General features: G+C 63.6%; 17 protein-coding genes. 13 read left to right on the forward strand and 4 right to left on the reverse strand.

Annotation, left to right across the window (positions count from 1 at the left end):
• Position 1 precedes the first annotated feature (1 nt).
• From ASH04_RS24490 to ASH04_RS24500, 3 genes are read left to right on the forward strand one after another with little or no spacing between them, the layout of a single operon-like run.
• Entirely contained in the window at positions 2–721 is a 720-nt protein-coding gene (locus ASH04_RS24490) for an ABC transporter ATP-binding protein (protein WP_057474786.1), read from the forward strand.
• A 36-nt stretch (positions 722–757) separates the two neighbouring features.
• Positions 758–1,804 carry an ABC transporter substrate-binding protein gene (locus ASH04_RS24495; protein ID WP_057474787.1) on the forward strand — a complete coding sequence of 349 codons (1,047 nt, stop codon included), beginning with the start codon at positions 758–760 and terminating at the stop codon, positions 1,802–1,804.
• Positions 1,805–1,832: 28 nt separating this feature from the next.
• Positions 1,833–2,936: an LLM class flavin-dependent oxidoreductase gene (locus tag ASH04_RS24500; protein ID WP_032393124.1), complete on the forward strand. Its 1,104-nt coding sequence runs from the start codon at positions 1,833–1,835 to the stop codon at positions 2,934–2,936.
• Positions 2,937–3,044: 108 nt separating this feature from the next.
• On the opposite strand, the gene ASH04_RS24505 is transcribed toward ASH04_RS24500, so the two are convergent.
• From ASH04_RS24505 to ASH04_RS24520, 4 genes are all read right to left on the reverse strand, one after another.
• Positions 3,045–4,271, reverse strand: a complete 1,227-nt coding sequence (locus tag ASH04_RS24505) for a bifunctional 3,4-dihydroxy-2-butanone-4-phosphate synthase/GTP cyclohydrolase II (RefSeq protein ID WP_057474788.1) — start codon at positions 4,269–4,271, stop codon at positions 3,045–3,047.
• The gene (locus ASH04_RS24510; protein ID WP_057474789.1) at positions 4,271–4,768 is read right to left on the reverse strand and encodes a flavin reductase family protein; all 498 of its coding nucleotides are present in this window, start codon (positions 4,766–4,768) and stop codon (positions 4,271–4,273) included. The genes ASH04_RS24505 and ASH04_RS24510 overlap by 1 nt, the downstream gene beginning before the upstream one ends.
• On the reverse strand, positions 4,765–5,271 hold the full coding sequence (locus ASH04_RS24515; protein ID WP_057474790.1) for an NADPH-dependent FMN reductase: 507 nt from the start codon (positions 5,269–5,271) through the stop codon (positions 4,765–4,767). Before ASH04_RS24515 ends, ASH04_RS24510 begins: the two co-directional genes overlap by 4 nt.
• A 156-nt stretch (positions 5,272–5,427) precedes the next feature.
• A complete protein-coding gene (locus ASH04_RS24520; RefSeq protein ID WP_032388508.1) occupies positions 5,428–6,720 on the reverse strand; it encodes an NtaA/DmoA family FMN-dependent monooxygenase in 1,293 nt (430 codons plus the stop codon).
• A 417-nt stretch (positions 6,721–7,137) separates the two neighbouring features.
• Here ASH04_RS24520 and ASH04_RS24525 point away from each other — a divergent pair, with 417 nt between their 5' ends.
• The 10 genes from ASH04_RS24525 to ASH04_RS27380 all read left to right on the forward strand — a co-directional run bounded on the left by ASH04_RS24525 (position 7,138) and on the right by ASH04_RS27380 (position 20,061).
• Positions 7,138–7,965, forward strand: coding sequence for an ABC transporter ATP-binding protein (locus tag ASH04_RS24525; protein WP_032384811.1), 828 nt, complete (start codon positions 7,138–7,140; stop codon positions 7,963–7,965).
• The gene (locus ASH04_RS24530; protein WP_057474791.1) at positions 7,962–9,005 is read left to right on the forward strand and encodes an ABC transporter permease; all 1,044 of its coding nucleotides are present in this window, start codon (positions 7,962–7,964) and stop codon (positions 9,003–9,005) included. Before ASH04_RS24525 ends, ASH04_RS24530 begins: the two co-directional genes overlap by 4 nt.
• A complete protein-coding gene (locus ASH04_RS24535; RefSeq protein ID WP_032388509.1) occupies positions 9,005–9,886 on the forward strand; it encodes an ABC transporter permease in 882 nt (293 codons plus the stop codon). The genes ASH04_RS24530 and ASH04_RS24535 overlap by 1 nt, the downstream gene beginning before the upstream one ends.
• A gap of 122 nt (positions 9,887–10,008) precedes the next feature.
• A complete protein-coding gene (locus ASH04_RS24540; protein WP_057474792.1) occupies positions 10,009–11,667 on the forward strand; it encodes an ABC transporter substrate-binding protein in 1,659 nt (552 codons plus the stop codon).
• A gap of 185 nt (positions 11,668–11,852) precedes the next feature.
• Positions 11,853–13,160, forward strand: a complete 1,308-nt coding sequence (locus ASH04_RS24545; RefSeq protein WP_032384814.1) for an NtaA/DmoA family FMN-dependent monooxygenase — start codon at positions 11,853–11,855, stop codon at positions 13,158–13,160.
• A 32-nt stretch (positions 13,161–13,192) separates the two neighbouring features.
• Positions 13,193–14,506, forward strand: coding sequence for an NtaA/DmoA family FMN-dependent monooxygenase (locus ASH04_RS24550; protein ID WP_057474793.1), 1,314 nt, complete (start codon positions 13,193–13,195; stop codon positions 14,504–14,506).
• Between the two features lie 29 nt (positions 14,507–14,535).
• Positions 14,536–15,825, forward strand: coding sequence for an NtaA/DmoA family FMN-dependent monooxygenase (locus tag ASH04_RS24555; protein ID WP_057474794.1), 1,290 nt, complete (start codon positions 14,536–14,538; stop codon positions 15,823–15,825).
• 83 nt (positions 15,826–15,908) lie between these two features.
• Positions 15,909–17,345 (forward strand): MFS transporter, encoded by a 1,437-nt coding sequence (locus ASH04_RS24560; protein WP_156394652.1) that lies wholly within the window; start codon positions 15,909–15,911, stop codon positions 17,343–17,345.
• Entirely contained in the window at positions 17,342–18,631 is a 1,290-nt protein-coding gene (locus tag ASH04_RS24565) for an NtaA/DmoA family FMN-dependent monooxygenase (RefSeq protein WP_032388513.1), read from the forward strand. The genes ASH04_RS24560 and ASH04_RS24565 overlap by 4 nt, the downstream gene beginning before the upstream one ends.
• On the forward strand, positions 18,631–20,061 hold the full coding sequence (locus ASH04_RS27380; RefSeq protein WP_057474796.1) for an MFS transporter: 1,431 nt from the start codon (positions 18,631–18,633) through the stop codon (positions 20,059–20,061). The genes ASH04_RS24565 and ASH04_RS27380 overlap by 1 nt, the downstream gene beginning before the upstream one ends.
• Position 20,062 lies beyond the last annotated feature (1 nt).

The raw sequence follows: 20,062 nt of genomic DNA on the forward strand, positions 1-20,062 counted from the left end.
CATGACTACGACGACGACCTCCGTCGCCACCCTGCACGGCATCGACAAGTTCTACGGATCCAGCCACGTGTTGAAGCGCGTCGACCTGTCCATCGAGCGCGGCGAAATCGTCTCGCTGGTCGGACGATCCGGCTCCGGCAAGTCGACCATTCTGCGTGTCCTGGCAGGACTGTCGATGGATCACACAGGGGAGCGGCGTGTCGCTGGACATCCCGCGGTGGCGTTCCAGGAACCACGCCTGTTTCCGTGGCGGTCGGTTCGCCAGAACGTGTCCTACGGTCTGAACACCGCAGGCGTCACCGGCAATGAAGCATTGACTGCTGCGGACGCGACTCTCGACGAGGTGGGGCTGGCCGAGAAGCGAGACGCATGGCCACTCACGTTGTCCGGTGGGCAAGCTCAGCGCGCTGCGCTGGCGCGGGCATTGGTGGGGGAGCCCGAACTGCTGCTCCTCGACGAACCGTTCGGAGCGCTCGACGCACTCACACGACTGACCATGCAGTCACTTCTGCTCGACCTGTGGGGACGGCACCGCTTCGGCATCCTCCTGGTCACGCACGATGTCGACGAGGCGATCGCGCTGGCCGATCGGGTTGTGGTGCTAGAGAACGGGGCAGTTTCGGACACCGTCACCGTCGATCTGCCCCGCCCCCGCGATCGCGCAACGCCGGGCTTCTCCCGCCTTCGCGCCCATCTGCTCGGAGCTCTTGGAGTTCACTGACCGTCCAATTCGGCACCTGACAAGGATCTTTCACGCATGTCGTCATACGCTCGTCCTCGTTCTCTGCGCGCACTCGGTGTGCTCGCTGCCCTGTCTCTGACGGTCGTCGGACTCACCGGCTGCGTCTCGCGTGGCAGCGACACCACCGCCACCGAAGCCCCCGCGCTCGTCTCGAACGATCAGCTGGCCACAGTCACCCTCGACGTCGGCGACCAGAAGGGTGGCACCGAAGCCCTGCTGCGCGCGTCGGGTGAGCTGGACTCCGCTCCCTACGATGTTGCGTTCTCCACCTTCACCTCCGGCCCGCCTCAGGTGGAGGCCGCAACGGCCGGACAGATCGACTTCGCGGTCACCGGCAACACGCCTCCCGTCTTCGGGGTTGCAGCCAATGCCCGCATCAAGGTCGTCTCTGCCTACACCAACGATGCGAGCGGGGATCAGATTCTCGTGCCGCCGGATTCGACTCTGGCGTCGTTCGCCGACCTGCGCGGTAAGAAGATCGCGGTGGGCAAGGGAAGTTCGGCGCACGGACACGTGCTGCTGCAGTTGCAGAAGGCCGGCTTGACCACCGACGACGTTCAGCTGGTGTTCCTTCAGCCTGCCGATGCGCTGACGGCATTCACCTCGGGCGAGGTCGATGCCTGGGCGATCTGGGATCCGTTCACCGCCATCGCGCAGGTGCAGAACGGCTCGAAGACGCTGACCACTGCCGAGGGTGTGGCCAACGGTTATGGCTTCGGTATCGCGTCTCAGCAGGCTCTGGACGATCCCGCGAAGAACACTGCGCTGCAGGACTTCGTGGTTCGTCTGGCCAAGGCGTCCGCATGGGCGGACGCACACCCGGCAGAGTGGGCGTCGGCGTACTCGACGGCCGTCGGCATCGACCCCGCCGCGGGTGAATTGGCGCAGGGGCGAAGCCAGCGACCCGCAATTGCTCTGGACGACAACGTGATCGAATCCGAGCAGACGCTCTTCGATGTATTCGTCGAGAGCGGAAGCATCCCTGGCGGCAACACGTTCGCAGACTTCGTCGACACGCGTTACAACGACGCTATCGCCGAGGCGACCGCCTCCACCAACTGATCACCCACCACGCCGTAGGAGTTCACTCGTGACCGCACGCATTTTCTGGTTCCTCCCCACCGCTGGCGACGGCCGCTCCATCGTCGGTGCATCTCACGCGTCGGCCAACATCGTCGAACCTGCCGGGTTCCGTCGTCCGTCGCTGCGGTACCTCACGGAGGTGGCTCAGGCCGCGGACCGCCTCGGCTACGAGGGAGTGTTGACTCCGACCGGAACCTGGTGCGAGGACGCCTGGTTGACCACCGCCGCGCTACTGCAGAGCACCCGACGGTTGAAGTTCCTTGTCGCCTTCCGTCCCGGCCTCACGCCGCCCACGTTGGCGGCGCAACAGGCAGCGACGCTGCAGCGGTTCTCGGAAGGTCGGGTGCTGTTCAACATCGTCACCGGCGGCGACGACGTCGAGCAGCGTCGTTTCGGGGATTGGATCGACCACGATCGGCGATACGCCCGCACCGACGAATTCCTCGGACTGGTGCATCGGATCTGGACGGAGACGTCGGTCGATCACGAAGGCGAATTCTTCAAGGTTGCCGATGCACGCGTGTCCGAAGCACCGGACCCGTTGCCCGAGTTCTGGTTCGGCGGTTCGTCCGATCCCGCACTCGCTGTCGCGGCCAAGCACGTCCAGACGTATCTGACATGGGGCGAGCCGCCGGCCGACGCTCGCGCGAAGATCGAGAAGGTGCAGGCGCTCGCGGACGCCGAGGGCCGCAAGCTCACCTATGGCATTCGCCTGCACACCATCAGCCGCGACACCTCCGAAGAGGCCTGGGCCGTCGCACAAAAGCTGCTCGACGAGCTTCCCGAGGAACAGGTGTCTGCGGCGCACGCGCTGCACTCGTCGTCGCAGTCCGAGGGACAGCGCCGGATGGCCGCATTGCACGGGGGCAGCAAGGATTCGCTCGAGATCTACCCGAACCTCTGGGCCGGAGTCGGTCTCGTTCGAGGCGGTGCCGGCACCGCGCTGGTTGGTTCGCACGAGGAAGTTGCCAACCTGATCGGGGAGTACCACGACGCCGGATTCGACGAGTTCATTCTGTCCGGCTACCCGCACCTCGAGGAGTCCTACCACTTCGCCGAAGGTGTTCGACCCATCCTCGACGCGCGAGGAATCACGGTCCCCGCACGCTAGGGCACGTGGGATCGAACCACCGGGTGTGCCGGTTATGGGAAATCTGTCCAGTAGAGCTTGTGAAAAATGGATGATAGAAGGCTACGACGGCCTCGATCGCTCGGCCGTTCACCAACCCTGAGCCACGCTGTGAGGCAACAAGTGTCCCATTTGTGAGCGCTTGGTCTCGAGGTAGTGGATGTTGGCCTGCGCGGCACCCACGACGATAGGCAACCGTGAACTGACGTCGACGCCGTGGGCTTCCAGGCCACGAATCTTGTCGGGGTTGTTGGTCAACAAACGAACCGTGGTCAGACCCAGGTCCTTCAAAATAGCAGCGGCACCACCGTACTCACGTCCGTCGGCCGGTTCGTCGAGTTCGAGGTTGGCCTGCACGGTGTCGAAGCCCTCGTCCTGCAGGCGATAGGCCGCGAGCTTCTTCAGCAAACCGATTCCGCGGCCCTCGTGACCACGCATGTACACGAGTACACCGCTGTCGGCCGCGATCCGTTCGAGTGCGGTGTTCAGCTGTGGACCGCATTCGCACCGCTGCGACAGAAACGATTCTCCGGTCAGGCACTCCGAGTGCACGCGAACCATGGCGTTGTCTCGGACGTCACCCGACACCAGCGCAACGTGTTCGGCCCCGGTCTTGTGATCGAGGTAGCCGAACATCTTGAAATCGCCGTGCGGGGTCGCGAGGACTGTCTCCACCATTCGCTCGACCCGAGCGGGACCGGCCACCGGTGCCGGATCGCGAAGCTGCCGATACGCGATGAGTTCCTCGATGGTGAGCACCGGAAGCTGCATCCGCGCACCGAGATTCTCGATCTCGTGGAACTGCATCATCGAACCGTCGTCGGCAACCAGCTCGGCGATGACGCCGACAGCGGGAAGTCCGGCGAGGGCACACAGGTCGACGGCTGCTTCGGTATGACCCGGCCGCTCCAGGACACCGCCGGGTCGCGCACGTAGGGGAAGCACGTGGCCGGGACGGATGATGTCGGTGGCGACGGAACCGGGATCGGCGAGTACCTGCAGTGTCCGGGCGCGATCCGCAGCGCTGATACCGGTGGTGATACCCACAGCTGCATCGACGGTGACGGTGTACGCGGTCCTCTTCGGATCCTGATTGTTCGACACCATCGGCGGTAGTTCGAGAGCGTCCGCCCTGGCGTCGCTCATCGGAGCGCACAGCAGCCCCGAGGTGTTGCGGACCGTCCATGCCGTCCATGCGGGAGTGATACGGTCGGCCGCCATGATGACGTCGCCCTCGTTCTCCCGATCGGCGGAGTCGGTGACGAACACCGGCTTTCCGGCGCGGAGCGCTTCGAGCGCATTTTCGACGGCGCTCATCAGAGATCAACCGCCAACCGACGAAACTTACTGCCATGAAAAACGATCGGGGCAACACCGTGCTTGACCTCGAGTTCGTTGATGCGCAGCAGGACGATGTCGTGATCACCGGCCGTGACCTGTTCGGTGACACTGGCATCCAGCCACATGCTCGCACCGTCGATGAAGAGCGCTCCGTCGTCGGTGGTGGTGGTCGTCAATCCTTCGAATCGGTTGCCCGTCTTCGCGGCGAGTGTGCGAGCCGCGACGTCGTGCAGTTCGCCGAGCACACTGATGCCGATTCGTGAGGCTGCAGCGAATTTCGGCCACGTGGTCGAGGTGTCCTGAACGCAGAAGGCGACGAGGGGCGGGTCGATCGACACTGCAACGAAACTGCTTGCGGCCATGCCGATCTTGACTCCGTCGATCTCGGCGCAGACGGCGACGACCCCACTGGGGAACTGTCCGAACGCGTTTCGCAGCACGGACTGGTCGAGGCTGGTGGTGCTCAGGGTCATGATGCATCCGTTCGTGTTCGAGCCGCGGCGAGTATGGTCTCGCCCCAGCGGGTGACGTAGTCGGCGATCCGAGTATCGGTGGTGTACGTCGAATCGATGAGGTACAGGCCAGGGGCCGGGGCGACCGCCCCGAGTTCGACGAGAACGTGCTTGAGAAACAGATCCGGTGCCATTGCGTGCGCCGGACCACCGCCGAGCATGAGCGGTACGGCGACGACATTCTTCAGTCCGGTATCGCCGGCGAATTGATCGAGGAACAACTTCAAGACGCCGGTGTAGGTGGCCTTGAACGTCGGGCTTGCGAAGACGACGAGATCGGACGACGCAACGGTCTCGACTGCGGCTTGCACGGCCGAGTCGCCCCAGCCGAGCAGTCCGGCACCGAGCGTGATCACGTCGATCGTCTCACCGGGCTCACCGGTCAGTGCGGTGGCGAGGACTCGCGCGGCGTCGAGTGTCCGCGACTCCGGCTTCGGATTGCCCGCTACAACAGTAATTTTCATTCGTTGGCGCTTTCTACGAGGCGATGGCACCAGCCAACACGAGGAGCGTGACGGCCGTGAGACTCGAATGTTGCGCGGCCATTGCGCTGGTTCCGGCGGATGCGTCAGGGGTTCTGAACTGGGGCATTATCGAATTTCTGGTGATACAACGCCGGTTCAGAAGGCGGCGAGGTTCTCGCGGAACGTGGTTCGGGAGTAGCCGTCGCGAATTGCTCCACGCCGACGCAGCGCGGGTGCGAGTCCGTCGGCGATCTCGGAGATCACTTTGCGGGTGACGGGGGAGGCGATGAGGAACCCGTCGCCGCCGACGAACTCCATTGCCTCGTCCATCTTCTGCGCGACGGTCTCGGTCGTTCCGACGAGTTCCATCGACTCGACCGTCGGATAGTTGGCGATGATCTCGCGCAGCGTCTTACCCGATTTGGCCATGTCCTCGAGGGTGCTCTTGTGGCCGTTGTATTTGGTCAGGTCGGGAACCGGGGCGTCGATGTCGAATTGCGAGAAGTCGGTGCTGCTGAGATACGACATTGCGGCCAGGACACCGTCGATGTTGTTCTTCTGCACCTCACGCATCCGGTCGCGCTTGACGATGGCTTCCTCGTCGGTGTCGGCCATGATGGGACTGACGAGGAAGAGCACCTTCACGTCGTCGGGCTTGCGGCCGTAGTCGACCAGCCGCCGGCTGATGTCCTCGCGGTATTCCTTCATCGCGTCCAGTCCGCGAACATTGGCGATGATGGTGTCTGCGTGTTTGGCCCCGAACGCGCGCCCGGCGGGGGAGCCGCCGGCCTGACAGATGACCGGCCGACCCTGGGGACCGCGGGGAATGTTCAACGGTCCACGGGACGCGTAGTACTTGCCCTCGAAGTCGATCTTGTGGATCTTCTCGTGATCCGCGAAAACACCTGACGCCGGGTCTAGAACCAGCGCGTCCTCGTCCCACGAATCCCACAGTTGCGATACGACGTCGACCCATTCGTCGGCCATCTCGTAGCGAAGATCGTGCTCGATCTGTTTGGGCAGTCCGTAGTTCTGTGCGGCGCCGTCGGCGCTTGCGGTGACGAGGTTGATTCCGACTCGGCCCTCGGTGACGTGATCGAGCGTGGACATCAGGCGGGCGGCAAGGAACGGCGGATAGAAAGTGGTTGCGACAGTAGCGATTATGCCGATTCGCTCGGTGGCGTCGGCCATCAGTGGAACGAGCGGCATGGGATCGAAACGCACGGTGGTTCCGCGACGAACCGAGCTCTCGAACGTTCCGCGATACACGTCGGAGAGCACCGAGGAATCCTCGAGCATGATGTAGTCGAATCCGGCGCGCTCCAGGCTTTTTGCCGCGTCGACGAACAGATCGGGGCGGCCGATGTCCGACGCGACGTTTCCGGACCACGGTTGGTTCCAGCCGTAGACACCGAATCCTGTGGTGAAGAACCAGCCGAGATGCATCATGCTGCAACGCCTTTCGTCGGCGATGACGTCGAATGCCGATGTGGCCGAGGTACGTCGGTGCGAGCGCGTTCGTACATGTCACTCCTGTCGTGATGGTGGGCAATGCAGCGATTGCAGATAGGTGAAGCCTGCTGCAACTGCATTACCGAACATGGCGCAGGAGTAAATGAGCTATTACGCCGCAGACAAGGCCTGCTGGAGCGCCTGTAGAGCCGGATAACGCCGCCCACGTCGGCAGCGGTAGCTGATCGAGACCTACGTCACTGTGGCGTTTAGCCCCATTCCATGCCCTTTGAGCTGCATGTTTGCTCGGCGTAATACTTCAGTTACGCCGAGGGTCGCTTTCAGTAACGCGTCGCGAGAAAGCTGTGCAGTCAAGCAGCAGATCTGCTGGAGACAACCGCCTGGAGGATCTTGATGAGTGGCAATTCGCGCACAGCGTACGCCGAGATCGACGTCGAACAGCTGGGCAAGACTTTCGTTCGCTCGGGATCCGGCACACCGGCTGTCGACGACATCAGCATGAAAATCACGTCGAGCTCGGCCGTCGGCATCGTCGGTGAGTCCGGCTCCGGGAAATCGACGTTGGTCCGGATGATGTGCGGCCTGTTGTCGCCGACTACAGGTTCGGTGTCGTACAACGGCACCGAACTGAACGGGGTGTTGTCCTCACGGGCAGGGCGACGCGATTTCAGATCCAAGGTGCAATACGTCGCGCAGGACACGACGTCGTCGTTCGATCCGCGTCGAACGTTACGTGACGCGGTGCGGTTGCCCGCCATGCGTCTGCTGGGGATGAATGCCAAGACCGCCGATGCCCGCGTGGACGAGACGCTAGCGTCGCTCGAGCTGGACCCGGCGATGGCCGATCGGTTCCCCACCGAGGTGTCGGGCGGACAACGGCAACGCTTCTCGATCGCACGAGCTCTCGTCGTCGAACCTCGCATTCTGTTGTGCGACGAAGTGGTGTCCGCCTTGGACGTCTCCGTTCAAGGAGCAATTCTGAACATGCTGCGGCAGTACTGCATCGACTCGGACTGCGGCCTGGTGTTCGTGTCCCACGGGTTGCCGGCCACCGCATTCATCGCGAGTGAACTCGTTGTCATGAGAAACGGTGTGATCGTGGAACAGGGCACAACAGACGATGTGGTCGAACGGCCCCAGGATCCCTATACCGTCGAACTGCTCGACGCGTATCGCGGGGACGAACAGGTCGAGCAACTCGCCGTGGCGGCTGCGCGATGACGGGCTTTCTCGAACGTAACCGGTGGTGGATAGGCCGGATCGCCGTCCTGCCAGTGCACCTGCTGGTGTTCGCTGTTGCGGCCTTCTTCCTGGTGCGAGCCATCCCGGGCGATCCTGCACGTGAGGTTGTCGGTCCCGAGGCCACCGAGGCGGACTACCTGGCGACGAAAGCGGAACTCGGTCTGGACGGAAGTTTGTGGTCGCAGTTGATGACCTATCTGGGAAATCTTCTCCACTTCGATCTGGGCAACGCGATCATGACCGGCAGACCGGTCACGACCGACATCGCAGACCGGCTGCCCGGCACGGTGGAACTGGCGGGAATTGCCTTCACCGTTCTCATCACCGTGACGCTCGCCCTGTCAGCGGTGGTGGTCGCCAAGCCCCGGTCGGTCGCGGCGCGAGTGGTGCGTTGGTACGGCCAAGCTGCCGGTGCGGTCCCCGAATTCGTCGTCGGTGTGGTCGGGATCTTCCTGTTCTACGCCACCCTGCAGGTGGTGCCGGCACCCTCGGGCCGGATCAGGGCAGGGCTCACCGAACCCGAGCCGATCACGTCCTTCCCTCTGCTCGACGCCCTTCTTCGCGGTGACTCCGTCGTCGTGTCCTCGATGTTCTCGCATCTGCTTCTTCCCATCGGAGTACTCGTCGTGTCGGTGACGCCGATTCTGCTCAAGCAGCTGCTGACTGCACTCGATTCCAGCCTGACCGCGCAGCCGACACTGTTCAAGGTCGCCACCGGATCGGCACGAAAGTACATCTACGCCAGCGCATATCGCCGCGCGCTGCCTCCCACCGTCGCATTGTTCGGCCTGGTGTTCGGGTCGCTGCTCGGCGGCGCGGTCATCCTCGAGACCCTCTTCGGCCTCGGCGGAATGGGGCGGTACGCAGTGGAGGCAGTGGCTGCGACGGATCTCATTGCGCTGCAGGGCTTTCTGCTCGTGGTCGCGGCGATCTCACTGCTCGTCTTCCTGTGCGTCGACCTGATCAACATGTTGCTCGATCCCCGGCGCAAGCCGGGTCGAGCAGGAGGTGGTTCCTGATGGTTGCCCTGATACCGAAGAAAGCCGGCACAGACTCGGCGACGCCGTCGAAGCGGCGACGCCCGGCCGCGATCGGCACGGTTGCGCTGGCGGTGCCGTTGGCGTTGATTCTGCTCGTCACGTTGATCGGCCCGTGGATCGTGCCGTTCGATCCGACCAAAGTTGTGGGCGCGCCGTCGCTCTCGCCGGATTCACAGTTCTTACTGGGAACCGATTCCAACGGTCTCGATGTCTTCTCGCGGACCATTGCCGGCGCACGAATCGACGTCACCATCGCTCTCGCAGTGACCATTGCGGCCACGATGGGAGGCATCCTGATCGGGTTGATCATCGGGATGAACGAGGCGGGCCGCGGTCTCGGCGGCTTCCTGGCCCGCGCCGCCGCTCGCTTCCTGGACCTGCTCGAAGCCGTCCCGACGGTGATTGTCGCCCTGGTGGTGGTCTCGTTCTTCGGGACGTCGTCGATCACGATGATCTTCACGTTGTCGATCATTCTCGCGCCGATTCAAGCCCGGCTCGTCCGCACCGAGGTGCTCCGAGTGCGCGGCGACGCATACCTCGACGCGGCTCGTCAGGCGGGACTGTCCGAGACACAACTGGTGTTCCGTCACGTACTGCCCAACTCGTCGGTTCCAGCGCTGCAGAACGCATCGGTGGTGTTCGGCATGACGATCATCCTCACTGCGGCACTCGGCTTCCTCGGTGTCGGACTGCCGCCGCCCACCCCGGAATGGGGCTCGATGATCACCCGCGGCGCAGGCGACGCCGCGATCGGCAAGTTGTGGTCGGCGGGCGCACCTGCCCTCGCCCTGTGCCTGACAGTGGCCTCCGTTGCCGTCGTCGGCCGCCGACTGACCAAGGGCACCCGCCGCTCTCACTGACAGCCGTAACGGACAGCGACGTCCGCATATCCCTCTCGTCCACGACCTCCCGCGATCGAAGCCGTCGGCTCGACCGGTGATGACACCTGCATTCGTGCACTCAGCAAGGAGAACGAACCCACGTGAAAATCTCTCATCGATTGTCGGTCGGAATCCGATGGACAGTGCCGTTGCTCGTCGGCGCGCTCGCGCTCAGCGCGTGCTCGGACGGTGGCGGCAGCCAGGCCTCGGCATCGACCTCGGGCGAGATCGTCGTCGTCACCCCAGATCAGGCGTCGAATGTGGTGCGCGACTACGGCTACACCGCCGGCACCGACAATCAGGACGTCACCAACAACATGCACGCCCAGTTGATCCGTAAGCCGTACGTGGAGGAAGACGGCTCGGATGCGCTCGTGCAGGATTACTACAATTTCGAGCCGTACCTCGCGGACAGTTACGAGGTGAGCCCGGATCAGCTCGTCTACACGTTCCATCTGCGTCAGGGAGTGATGAGCGAGCACGGAAACGAGCTCGATGCCGACGACGTTCTGTGGTCCTTCGAGCGTAAGTTCGCGACCCCGGGCGGCGGTATGGCCGGCTACTTCAAGCCGATGTTGGTCGACCCGGCGACCCAGTTGAAGAAGATCGATCCGTACACGGTCAGCTTCACGGTCGAGAAGGCCGGTTACGGTCTGACCCTGCTGGCCAACCTTGCCGAGAACATCGGGTCGATCTACGACAGCAACTATCTGATCGAGAATTCCACTCCCGAGGATCCGTACGCGGTCGCGTGGGGTGCGGCAGACATGATGCGCGGCAACTTCGGTTACGGCGCATACATGTTGGAGTCGGTGACGCCGGGTCAGGAAATCGTCATGCGAGCGAACCCCAACTTCGTTCTGGGTGAACCCGAGATCAAGCGCATGATTCGGCGTGTGGTGGCCGACCCGGCGACCAGAGCCAACATGGTCACGCGCGGCGACGCGGATGTGGCACTGGCGCTACGCTCTTCGGATCAGGCGACCCTGGAGAGCAACGACGCCGTGACCGTCCCGACGACGACGTCCAATCAATACCTGCTGTTCTCGATGAACACCACCACTGCTCCGTTCGCCGATGCGCGTGTGCGTCAGGCGATGGCCTACGCGATCCCGTACGACCAGATCATGTCCGACGTGTTCTTCGGCCGGGCGTACAAGTACAACCACGTTCTCGACGACAAGGCACCGAACTGGGACGGCAGCGACCTTCCGAAGTTCGACAGCGACCCGGAACGTGCGAAGTCGCTGTTGGCCGAGGCTGGACTACCAGACGGCCTTGCCTTCACCCTCAGTGTCAACAATCAGCTCCCGGCCGCTCAGGACACCGCGATCCAGATTCAGTCGTTCGCCGCCGAAGCCGGCATCGATGTGACGATTGCGGAACTACCTGCGGCGCAACTCAATGCCGACACGCTCGACGGTAAGGTGCAGGCCAGCTTGAGTATCGGCGCATCGGTCACGATGACTCCGCCGTACTCACTCCAGTTGCTCACTCAGCCCGGTGGCGGTTCCAATGTCGCTCTCTGGAACGACCCCGAGTTCCTCGGAATGGTGCAGCAGGGTCTCGACGCAGGCGACGCCCTGAGCCCCGAGGCCGGCGTGTTCTGGAACGAGGCAGAGCTCCGCATGACCGAGCAGGCCCCGTACATCTTCATCGCCCGAGTGCGGCCGTCGGTGGCGCTGAAGGCGGGCATCGACGGCTTCGTGCAGCGTACCGACTTCCGAATCGACTACTCGAATCTGACCCTCGGCACCTAGAAATCGTTGCACCGTAGGTAGTTCGGTCGGCGGTCATATCCCGATCGCCGACCGAGCTACCGGGACCGATGCAGCGAAACGGCGGCGAAATCAGACGGCTACCGAGAACGCGGTTCGTCGAAACATGAACACGGTGTAGTCGACCACGACGCATCGCGGACGAAATTATCAGCGAGGACTTTCACATGACAGACAACAGATTTCATCTCGGTTGGTTCGGCAGCTTCGTGCCGACGACCTGGAACACCGCATTCGAGGGCAGCGACAGTGGAGACTGGCTCAACGGAGACTTCTACGTCGACTTCGCCAAGACGCTCGAGCGCGCGTGCTTCGACTTCCTGCTGTTGGAAGACTCGTCGATGGTCTCGGATACCTACGGCGGAAGTTCGGAAGCGACCTTGAAGACCGGCGGTTGGGCGCCCAAGGGTGATCCGATTGCTCTGGCTCCCTTGCTCACTCGCGCGACGAGCCGATTGGGCGTCGCGCTGACGGCGTCCACGTCGTTCTACCCGCCCTACATGCTCGCTCGGTCCATTTCGTCACTCGATCACCTGTCTTCGGGGCGTATCGGCTGGAACGTGGTGACCTCGAGCGAGGATCGAGCCGCGCAGAACTTCGGAATGGACGCACTCCCGCCGCACGACGAGCGGTATGCGCGAGCAGACGAGTACGTGCAGTTGGTGGAGCAGCTCTGGGATTCGTGGGACGCGGACGCGGTGGTTATGGATCGCGAGACATCGACGTACGTGGACCACACCAAGGTCCACACCATCGACTTCCAGGGCAAGTACTACTCCTCGCGTGGTCCGCTCAACACCATGCCGTCACCGCAGGGCCGGCCGGTCATCACGCAGGCCGGGGGCTCACCCGCAGGCCGCGACTTCGCGGCCAAACACGCCGACATGATCATGGCCCTTCCCAAAGGCGTTGCCGCGATGAAGGAGTACCGGGCCGACATCAGGCGTCGCATGGAGCTGCACGGGCGGGACCCCGACTCGGCGAAGGTGATGTACGTGGTCTCACCCATTCTCGGTGAGACGCACGAGGATGCGCTGGCCCGCCAGGAGCGCAAAGCCGATGCGGTGCGCGCCAACCCGGCGGGTGTCCTCATCGGTTGGTCGGCGAGCATGGAGATCGACTTCTCCACGTTCGACCTGGACAAGCCGATGCCCGACGACGTACACACCAACGGGCACCAGTCCACGCTGGAGAACTTCCGCAACTGGGCCGATGGCCGAACACTGCGCGAGGCATGTGTCGCGTACCGAACCGAGTCCATGGAACTGGTCGGGACCCCGGATGCCGTTGCCGCGCAGATGGGTGACGCCATGGCCGAGGTCGGCGGCGACGGGTTCCTGATCTGGAGCCAGCCGCACAACCGGCGCTACATCGGCGAGATCGCCGACGGCCTCGTTCCGGCCCTGCAACGACGCGGGCTGATGCGCACCGAGTACACCGGCGAACATCTGCGCGATCACCTGCTCGAGTTCTGAGCACCCACAGCTCCCACGACTGGAGAAACGTCATGACTGCCAACAAATTTCACCTGGGATGGTTTCTCGGGGCCGGTTTCGGTGTCCAGTCCTGGAACCAACCATGGTCCGGTACCGGCGCCACCGACTGGATGATGCCCGATCAGTACGTCGACCTGGCCTCCTCGCTCGAGCGGGCCTGCTTCGACTTCCTCATCATGGAGGATTCGGTTCAGGTCTCCGATACCTACAAGGGCTCCATGGAGTACTACCTGGCGACGGCTACCGCTGCGCCCAAACATGATCCAGCGGTTCTGGCGGGCATCCTGTCCTACACCACCAAGCACCTCGGTATCGTGCCGACGCTCACCACGACGTTCTACCACCCGTACACGGTCGCCCGGTTGATGTCGACACTCGACCACATCGCTGCCGGGCGAATCGGCTGGAACATCGTCACCGGCAGCAACACTCGTGCCGCGCAGAATTACGGCTTCGACATGCCCGAGCACGATCTTCGGTACGACATGGCCGACGAGTTCGTCGAGCTCGCCTGCAAGCTCTGGGACTCCTGGGAAGACGGTGCGGTGCATGCGGACACCTCGGCAGGCGGCATCTACGCCGACCACGAGAAGGTCAATCGTATCGACTTCGAGGGCAAGTTCTTCAAGTCCCGTGGTCCGCTGAACACCATTCCGAGCCCGCAGCGTCGGCCGGTGTTCCTCCAGGCCGGGGGATCGGACAAGGGTAAGGAGTTCGCAGCCAAACACGCGGACGCGATCATCTCCAATCCTCATGGCACCGAGAAGATGCGGCGCTACCGCGAGGACATTCGCCAGGGAGCGATCGAGGCGGGTCGAAATCCCGACGACGTCAAGGTCATGTACCTCATTTCCCCGATCCTGGGGGAGACGACGGCGGAGGCCAAGGCCAAGCAGCAACGTCGGGCAGATGCGGCATCGAGGAACATCGACGGCCTGCTCGCCGGACGCTCACACCTGTCCGGCATCGATCTGAGCCAGTTCGATCTCGACGCGCCGTTGCCGGCCGATCTCGAGAGCAACGGCCATCGCAGCAGTTTCGCCGAGTTCAGGGGAGACGGCACCCAGACTCTGCGGGACCGCATCACCGCCCACAGTGCCATCGACACACTGGAATTCGTCGGAACCCCCGACGACGTCGCAGACATGATGGACGGCGTCATGCAGGAGGTCGGCGGCGACGGCTTCCTGATCGCGGGCGCACCCATGAATCGCCGTTACGTCGCGGAGATCACCGACGGACTCGTACCTGCGCTCAAGCGTCGCGGACTGACCCGAACGTCGTACGAGCACACACACTTCCGCGAGAACCTTCGCGCCTTCTAGTCACACTTCGGATCTGGAAAGAGGAAGCTATGTTCCACCTTGGTTGGTTCTTGAGCTGGCAGGTCCAGTCGTGGAACCAGATGTGGTCGGGTGAGGGCGGCACCGAATGGAACCACCCCGAGCTGTACATCGACATGACGCGGTCACTCGAACGCGCCGGATTCGACTACATCATGTTCGAGGACGGCGCGTTCGTCCCCGATTCGTTCGGTGGATCCTCGAAGTGGTGGCTCGCCAACGCCCGGTCGGTACCCAAGCAGGACCCGAATTCGCTGCTGCCCATTCTGAGTCAGCACACCGAGCGTCTGGGCTTGATCGCCACGATGACCACGTCGTTCCATCCGCCATACATGGCGGCACGAACCTCGGCCACTCTGGACCATCTCAGTAACGGCCGGGCAGGCGTCAATCTGGTCACCTCGCACAATGTTCGGACGGCACAGAACTTCGGCTATGAGGAGATGTTCGAGCACGATCACCGCTACGAGATGGCCGACGAATGGATCGAACTCGTCAAGCAGTTGTGGTCGTCGTGGGAACCGGACTCGGTTCGGCTCGACCGAGAGGCGGGTGTCTTCGCCGACTTCACGAAGGTGCACAACATCGACTTCGAGGGCAAGTATCACTCCTCCCGCGGTCCACTGAACACCACACCGACTCCCCAAGGTCGACCGGTGATCTGCCAGGCCGGTGGGTCGCCTGCGGGCCGCGGGTTCGCGGCGAAACATGCCGAGACGATTCTCGCTCAGGTCGAGAGTGTCGAGGCCATGAAGGCGTACCGCGACGACGTCCGCGCTCGGATGGTCATCGAGGGGCGGGACCCCGATTCGTGCAAGATCATGTTCATCGTCAACCCGGTCCTGGGTGAAACCGACCGCGAAGCGCAGGACAAGCACGAGCGAACACTGGCCGGCTTTCTGAACGATATCGATGTCAACCTCGCGTCGATGTCGTACGCGAGTGGTATCGACTTCTCGAAGTTCGATCTCGACGCCCCGATTCCTGCAGTAGAAACCAACGCCGGTAGGGCCACGATGGCATTGATCGGTGCCAACACGGCCGGGATGACGCTTCGAGAGGCGGCCAGCTCGGACATCAGGAAGTCTGTTCCCCTGATCGGTACCGCCGACGCAGTCGCCGAACAGATGGGCGACATCGCCGCGGAGGTCGGCGGCGACGGATTCCTCATCGCCGGCAACGTGCATCGCCGCTACATCAGCGAGATCACCGACGGTCTTGCGCCCGAGCTACGCAAGCGCGGTCTGATTCGAGACGGATACGCACACACGCTGTTCCGCGACAACCTGATGGACTTCTGATCGTCACTGCAGCGACAGACGCGTCACCGGAGATACGACCGAACTCCTACCCGTGGCGCGTGCTGTCGGTCACCGGACTGGGCATGAGTATCACGTTCGTGTCGGTCTCGATGCTCCCCGTGGCGCTGCCGGACATGAGCGAGGGGTTGGGAGCTACTGCAGCGCAGACAGATTGGTTCATGCTCGCCTATCTGCTCACCACGGCAGTGTTCATTCTGGTCCTCGGCAAGGTTGCCGACCTCGTCGGAAGGCGTCCCGTCTATCTGCTCGGGTTGGCCTGCCTGACGGTCAGTGCCGCCGCCATCACAGCCGCAGGCGACCCGACCCTGGTCATCGTCCTCCGCGTCGTGCAGGGGGTGGGCGCTGCCGCGGTGATCACCAACACCACCGCCCTGCTCGTCGAGGCGTTCGAGCCGCGAATGCTCTCGATCGGCATCGGCTGGAACATCACCATCATGTCGCTGGCGATATCTGTCGGCCCACTGCTGGGCGGTGTGCTGACCGAAACAGTCGGCTGGCGCGGAGTATTCGGTGTGGTGGTTCCCCTCGGAGTGGCCGGAACCGTGTGGGCTGCGATCACGCTGCGCCGGACGGCGCGTCCGGCACGCGGGGTGCCCTTCGACTACGCGGGCGCGGCCGGCTCGATGGTGATTCTCGGTGGACTCGTCTACGGGGTGAATCGCGGTGGCAGCGTCGGATTCGGCGACTGGGCGTCCGTGATCCCATTGGTCGGTGTTGTTCTCGCCCTTCCTGTGTTCTGGCGGTGGGAGAAGCGCGCTGCCGATCCGATCGTGGATCCAGCGTTGCTGATCGATCGCTTTCGGGGCAGCGCATACACGGCGTCGTTCCTGGTCACCATGGCCGAAGGTGCCGTCGCAGTGACGATGTCGCTGTACCTGCAGAGCGTCGAGGGCCAGAGCCCCATCCGTGCGGGCCTGCAGATCACGGCCCTCGCGGTGGGGACCACTGTGATGTCGCCGATAGCGGGGATGCTGGCGACCCGGGTGTCGACGCGAGTGCTGACGACGGTCTCGACGCTCGGCACCGCTCTGGTTCTGACGGTGCTCGCGGTGCACATCGCCGGCCCGGCGCGCGGCGTACCCCTCGTGGTGATCCTGTTCCTCCTGGGGATCAGTGGCGGACTCTTCAAGACCGCGAACGCGTCGGCCATCAACGTGGGTGTGGCCGAGAACCGCTCGGGGATGGCCAACGGTCTTCGAGTGTCTCTCGACAACACCGCCGTCACGCTCAGTACCGCGCTGGCCCTCGTGCTGGTGGTCTCCGCACTGCCGCCTGCCTTGCGCGAGCTGGTGTATTCCGGCGGCGGACAGAGTGTGTCGCCCAGCGAGTCCGATTCCTTGGCAATGGGATTCACGGTGGCCGTGGCTGCGATGGCGGTGGCTGCTCTGGTCGCCAGCGTGCCGTCGGGGTGGCGCGGCGTGCACCCGAACGAACCTGCCGAGCTTTCTCGGCCGCACAGAAGTACCCGATCCGTATCGAGAACAAGGAGCACGGCATGACCAAATTTCATCTGGGGTGGTTCACCAACTTCTCCAACCCGCCGTGGAATTCGGCCTGGGCGGGCGACGAAGGACGCACCTGGGCCAACGGAGAATTGCACGTGGATTTCGCACGGTCGCTCGAACGTGCCTGCTTCGACTACATCATGCTCGAGGATTCCTCGATGGTGTCCGACGCCTACGAGCAGTCCTCGAGGGTGGACCTCAAGTACGGCCTGTACGCACCCAAGCACGACCCGGTCACCCTCGTGCCGATGCTGACGGCCGCAACGAAGCACATCGGCGTCATCGCTACCTGCTCCACGTCCTTCTACCCGCCCTGGCTGCTGGCTCGACGGTTCTCGACGCTCGATCACCTGAGCAGAGGCCGCGTCGGCTGGAACGTGGTGACCTCCAGTGAGGATCGCGCGGCCCAGAACTACGGGATGGACAAACTCGCCGAGCACGACCAACGGTACGAGCGGGCAGACGAATTCGTCGACGTGGTCAAGCAGTTGTGGGCGTCGTGGGAGGACGACGCCATGGTGCTCGATCGGGACAACGGCACTTACGTCGACCACACCAAGGTGCACGTGACGGACTTTCGCGGTAAGTACCACGCGTCGCGTGGGCCGCTGAACGTTCCGCGGTCGCCGCAGGGCGAGCCGGTGATCTGTCAGGCCGGTGGATCGCCGCGTGGACGTGAGTTCGCGGCGCGCAACGCCGAGACGATTCTCAGCGCCGCGAAGGACCCGGCCGCGATGAAGGCATTCCGCGACGACATCAGGATGCGGATGGAGAAGGCCGGTCGGGATCCGGACAGCTGCAAGATCATGTTCATCACGCAGCCGGTGTTGGCCGATACCGAATCCGATGCCCGCGCCAAGGTGGAGCGGATGTCCGCCGACGTCGATTCGCGCATCGAGTCTGCGCTGGGCCACATCTCGGCGTTGACCGAGATAGATCTGTCGACGTACGAGCTGGACGAGGAGTTCCCCGAACTGTCTACCAACGGGCACCGGACGACCCTCGGCGACTTCCTGTCCTACGGAAACACACCGCGCACAGCGGCACTGGGTTGGACCATGAAGAACGTCCACTACGTCGGGACTCCCGATTCTGTCGCGGAACAGATGGGCGAGACGATGGACTTCGTCGGTGGGGACGGATTCCTGATCACGGGCAACATCGGTCGCCGCTACGTCGGTGAGATCACCGAAGGCCTCGTCCCTGCACTGCAACGACGTGGCCTGGTCCGCACCGAATACGAGCACGACATGTTTCGTGAGAATCTCATGTCCTTCTGATGCGGTTGCTGCGCAGAGATTCGGTGGTGCCGGGGCCGGTGTATGCGTTGGCGTTCGTCAACGTGTGCATCGGGCTCGGGTACGGCGTTGTGGCACCGGTCATTCCGGTGTTCGCCAGAGATTTCGGAGTAACGGATCTCGCTGCCTCGTCGGTGGTGAGTATCTATGCTTTCACCCGCGTGCTGGCGTCGTTCGGAGCATCTCGACTGCTGCTGCGGTTCGACGAACGGACGATTCTCACCGCCGGCCTGTTGATGGCGGCGACGTCCTCCCTGGCGGCGGCCTTCGCTCCGACGTTTCTCTCGCTTCTACTGCTCCGAGCAGTCGGGGGTGTCGGAACCGCAATGTTCACCGTTGCCGGCCAGCAACTGCTCTTTCGCTACAGCACTCCGGACACCGGAGGCAGAACTGCGTCGGTCTTCCAGTCCGGCTTCCTCATCGGGGGAGTGCTGGGACCGGTCATCGGCGGCGCGGTTGCCCTCGTCTCATTGCGGGCCCCGTTCCTCACCCACGCCGTGACGCTCGTCGTCGGGGTTGCCGTGGTCTGGTTCGCGTTCCGGTCCAGCGACAGGACGGACGTCGCGAACGGGGTCGTGCACGATACGAGTACCCGGCCGGAACCGATGACGCTGCGAGCCGCGCTCGGTGAACGGGGATTTCGGGCCTCGATCGCGTCGAACTTTGCCAACGGTTGGGTGGGCAACGGGGTGCGGTTCACCCTCGTTCCGTTGTTCGTCGCAACGGTGATCGGCGGCAGCCCGTTCGTGTCGGGTCTCGTACTCGTGGTCGGGGCAGTTGTTCAGATCGTGGTCGTCAAGCCTGCTGGTCGGCTCGTCGACAGCTGGGGTCGACGACCGATGCTGGCGTTCGGGTCGGGATCGATACTGCTCGGCATCGTGGTCCTCGCCATCGTTCCCACGTTGCCGATTCTGGTGCTGACGATGGTGCTCTGGGGCGTGGGCGGCACCTGCGCGATGGTCGCCAGCGCCGCGACCGTCGGTGACGTGCTGGCCGGCCGCGGCGGCAGCCCCATCGCGGTGTACCAGGTCACCTTCGACGTGGGCACCATGCTCGGCCCACTCGTCGCCGGAGCCGTCGCCGCCCAGGCGTCCTACTCGCTCGCCTTCACCGCCAGCATTCCCGTTGCGGCACTGGCAGTTCTACTCGCACTTCGACCCTGGCGGACCGTGGCGATGTCGACTCCTGAATCGAAGGTGGTCGTCACCGAGGAATCCGCCGTACCCACACCGACCATTCATGACCACCACTATGGAAAAGAGGACCGATGTCACAACCGTTCACACTCGGCTGGTTCACCAATTACCTCGTGCCCGACTGGACCGGTCCCTTCGCCGGGACAGGCGGAACAGACTGGGCCGACGGCACTTTCGCTGTCGACACCGTCCGGGCGTTCGAGCGAGCAGGAATAGA

This window comes from Rhodococcus sp. Leaf233 (genome assembly GCF_001426165.1).
In the GTDB taxonomy this organism is placed as follows: domain Bacteria; phylum Actinomycetota; class Actinomycetes; order Mycobacteriales; family Mycobacteriaceae; genus Rhodococcoides; species Rhodococcoides fascians.